4 protein-coding genes are annotated in these 2,787 nt (G+C 59.7%); 1 reads left to right on the plus strand and 3 read right to left on the minus strand.

Features of this window, described 5'->3' with window-relative positions; genetic code table 11:
* The coding region (locus B3520_RS01785; protein WP_286875203.1) for an NADAR family protein at positions 1–262 on the plus strand (262 nt) is incomplete at its 5' end.
* A 29-nt stretch (positions 263–291) separates the two neighbouring features.
* Here the strand turns inward: B3520_RS01785 and xerC are convergent.
* The 3 genes from xerC to dapF form a co-directional block, all read right to left on the minus strand.
* Positions 292–1,197 carry a tyrosine recombinase XerC gene (gene xerC, locus B3520_RS01790; RefSeq protein WP_286804724.1) on the minus strand — a complete coding sequence of 302 codons (906 nt, stop codon included), beginning with the start codon at positions 1,195–1,197 and terminating at the stop codon, positions 292–294.
* Between the two features lie 74 nt (positions 1,198–1,271).
* Positions 1,272–1,961 carry a DUF484 family protein gene (locus B3520_RS01795; protein ID WP_123638702.1) on the minus strand — a complete coding sequence of 230 codons (690 nt, stop codon included), beginning with the start codon at positions 1,959–1,961 and terminating at the stop codon, positions 1,272–1,274.
* A gap of 7 nt (positions 1,962–1,968) precedes the next feature.
* Positions 1,969–2,787, minus strand: an 819-nt coding sequence (gene dapF, locus B3520_RS01800) for a diaminopimelate epimerase (protein WP_286875206.1), incomplete at its 5' end; no start/stop codon positions are given.

Genomic DNA, 2,787 nt, shown 5'->3' on the forward strand with positions numbered 1-2,787 from the left:
GGCAAGACGCATCGGTAGAGGCTGGCTCAAGCGACCCCGCCCCGACTGGGACAGGGTGCGTACCGTGGTCATGACCCGCGCCATTTATACTCAATGCCAGATGTATCCGGAGTTCTCCGAAGCATTGTTGGCGACGGGCGATAAGAAGATTGTTGATGTGAGTCAGTACGATTATTTCTGGGGACTCGGAAGGGATCTTCGGGGCGAGAATCAGTATGGGAAAATGTTGATGGCGGTTCGGGAGAAAATTTCTTCTCCTTGAAAGCCAGCCTGCTAATCAAACGACTCTGACTATTTTGATTTTTTGTTTGCCCGCGGATGCGCCTTATCGTAAACCTTCGCCAGATGCTGAAAATCCAGATGGGTATACACCTGGGTCGTGGAAATGTTGGCGTGACCCAACAGTTCCTGCACCAGACGCAGATCGCCGCTGGATTCGAGCATATGGCTGGCGAAGGAGTGGCGGAGCATGTGGGGATGGACCGGCTCGTCCATGTTCTGTCGGATGCTGAGCTGCTGCATTCTCAGTTGCACGGCGCGGGGCGTAAGGCGCTTGCCGCGCTGGCCGATAAACAGCGCGGTTTCGCCCGGGGGCGCCACCAGGGCGCGCTCCGGTAGCCAGGCTTTTACGGCATCGCGGGCCTGTTGGCCCACCGGCAATTGCCGGGTTTTATTGCCTTTACCGGTGACCGTGACGGCGCCTTCGCGCAGGTCGATGTCGTTCAGGTTGAGGCCCACCGCCTCCGCCAGGCGCAGCCCGGAGGAGTAGATCAGCTCCAGCAGGGCGCGGTCGCGTTTGCCCAGAAATCCTTCGTCCTTCACTTCCACGAATTGCCCGGCCTGATCCACATCCAATACTTTAGGTAGTTTCTTTTCTACCTTGGGGGCCTGCAGGCCGTCGGCGGGGTTGGTTTTCAGCCAGCCGCGACGGATGCCGAAACGGAAGAAGGCGCGCAGTGAGGAGAGCCACCGGCGCAGGCTTTTACCTCTGAGGCCTTTGCGGTGCAGTGAGGCCAGGTTTTCCCGCAAGTGGTGGACAGTGATCGCCGAAAGGTCATTGATCTGCCGGGTTTCGCAGTAGGCGAGGAATTTGTCCAGGTCCCGGGCGTAGGCGTCTTCGGTGCGCGGGGAGAGGTGTTTTTCCGTGCGCAGGTAGGTGAGGAAGGCGGTGCGTTCGGTTGAGAAAGGGTGGGGCATGGGTGCTGTCCGCTATATAGGGAACGGCGGATGCGCCTTTGGCTTATCCGCCCTACGGAGACTCCGGTGCTAGATTAGCGCGGGAGGTGTTCGGGGAGCAAGCGGTTGAGGACTTCGGCGATGTAGCCGAGGAACAGGGTGCCCATGCTGGAGCGGTAGTAGTGGGGGTCGCGGTTGCCGATGGCGAGCAGGCCGTAGGCATTGCCATGCACCAATGGAACGGTGGCGACGGAGCCAATCTGATGGGCGTTGTCGCCAAACAGAAACTGGAGCTCGCCTTCGCCCAGCGTGCCGCACATGGCGCGGTTGTTTTTCAGCAGGGGCGCGATGTGCTGGCGCGCCTCGCCGATGGTAACCACCCGTGCCTGGCTGCTGGGAACGCGATCTTCGTGACCGAACAGCAGGATGCTGGTGTAGTGAATATTGAAGTCCTGGTCAAAGCTGAAACACAAGGCGTCGATGATATCGCCCATGTCCCGACCTTCAAGCAGGGCCAGCACCAGACGCTTGGTTTTGTCGAACAGCTTGTCGTTTTCCCGGGCGTTGTCCAGCAGTTTGCTCAGCCGGTGGCGCATGTCCATATTGCGCTCGCGCAGTACCGACACCTGACGCTCTACCAGAGAGACCGCCGGACCACTTTCGTGGGGCAGCTCCAGGTCGGCGAGCAGTTTGCGATGCTGAACAAAAAAGTCCGGATGCGCTTCCAGGTATTGGGCAACCTGCTCGTCGGTCAATTGGCTGGCTTCGGTGCTTTGCTCGCTCATAAAGGCCTTATATTTTTACCTGTCCGTGAAACACCGTGGTGGCGGGTCCGGTCATGATAACCGAGTGGCCGGGGCCGGGCCAGGTGATGCTCAGGCTGCCGCCGGGCAGGTTGACCTTGACGGTTTCGTCCAACAACTGACGCAACCGTCCGGCCACCACTGCGGCACAGGCGCCAGTGCCGCAGGCCAGGGTTTCCCCGGCGCCGCGTTCGTACACCCGCAGGTTGATCTCACTGGGAGAGACCATCTGCATAAAGCCGGCATTGACCCGACGCGGGAAACGCTCGTGGCTCTCAATCAGCGGCCCCAGGGTTTCCACGGGGGCACTGTCGACCTTGTTGACCATCAACACCGCGTGGGGATTACCCATGGAGACCGCCGAGATATCCAAAGTCTGCTCTGGCAGCACCAGGTCGTAACGGATCGCTTCGGCGTCCGCCTGAAAGGGAATCTCCTCCGGGCTCAGGCGGGGTACGCCCATATCGACCTGAACCTGCCCCTGCTCGGTGATTTTCAACGTCATGTCGCCACCGGCGGTTTCCACTTTGATGGACCGCTTACCGGTCAGCTTGCGCTCCAGCACAAAGCGGGCGAAGCAACGGGCGCCGTTGCCACAGTTTTCCACCTCGCCGCCATCGGCATTGAATATACGGTAACGAAAATCGATATCGGGTCGGGTCGGCGTTTCCACCAGCAATACCTGATCGCAACCGACACCGAAATGCCGATCCGCCAGGGTACGGATTTTCTCCGTGCTCAAGCGCACCTTCTGGGTCACGCCGTCGATCACGACAAAGTCATTGCCCAGGCCGTGCATTTTGGTAAA

This window comes from Marinimicrobium sp. UBA4509, from assembly GCF_002388575.1.
In the GTDB taxonomy this organism is placed as follows: domain Bacteria; phylum Pseudomonadota; class Gammaproteobacteria; order Pseudomonadales; family Cellvibrionaceae; genus Marinimicrobium; species Marinimicrobium koreense.

Coding starts and splice junctions, on each gene's coding strand:
- xerC (WP_286804724.1), bottom strand. CDS start 1,197: ATGCCCCACCCTTTCTCAACCGAACGCACCGCCTTCCTCACCTACCTG.
- B3520_RS01795 (WP_123638702.1), bottom strand. CDS start 1,961: ATGAGCGAGCAAAGCACCGAAGCCAGCCAATTGACCGACGAGCAGGTT.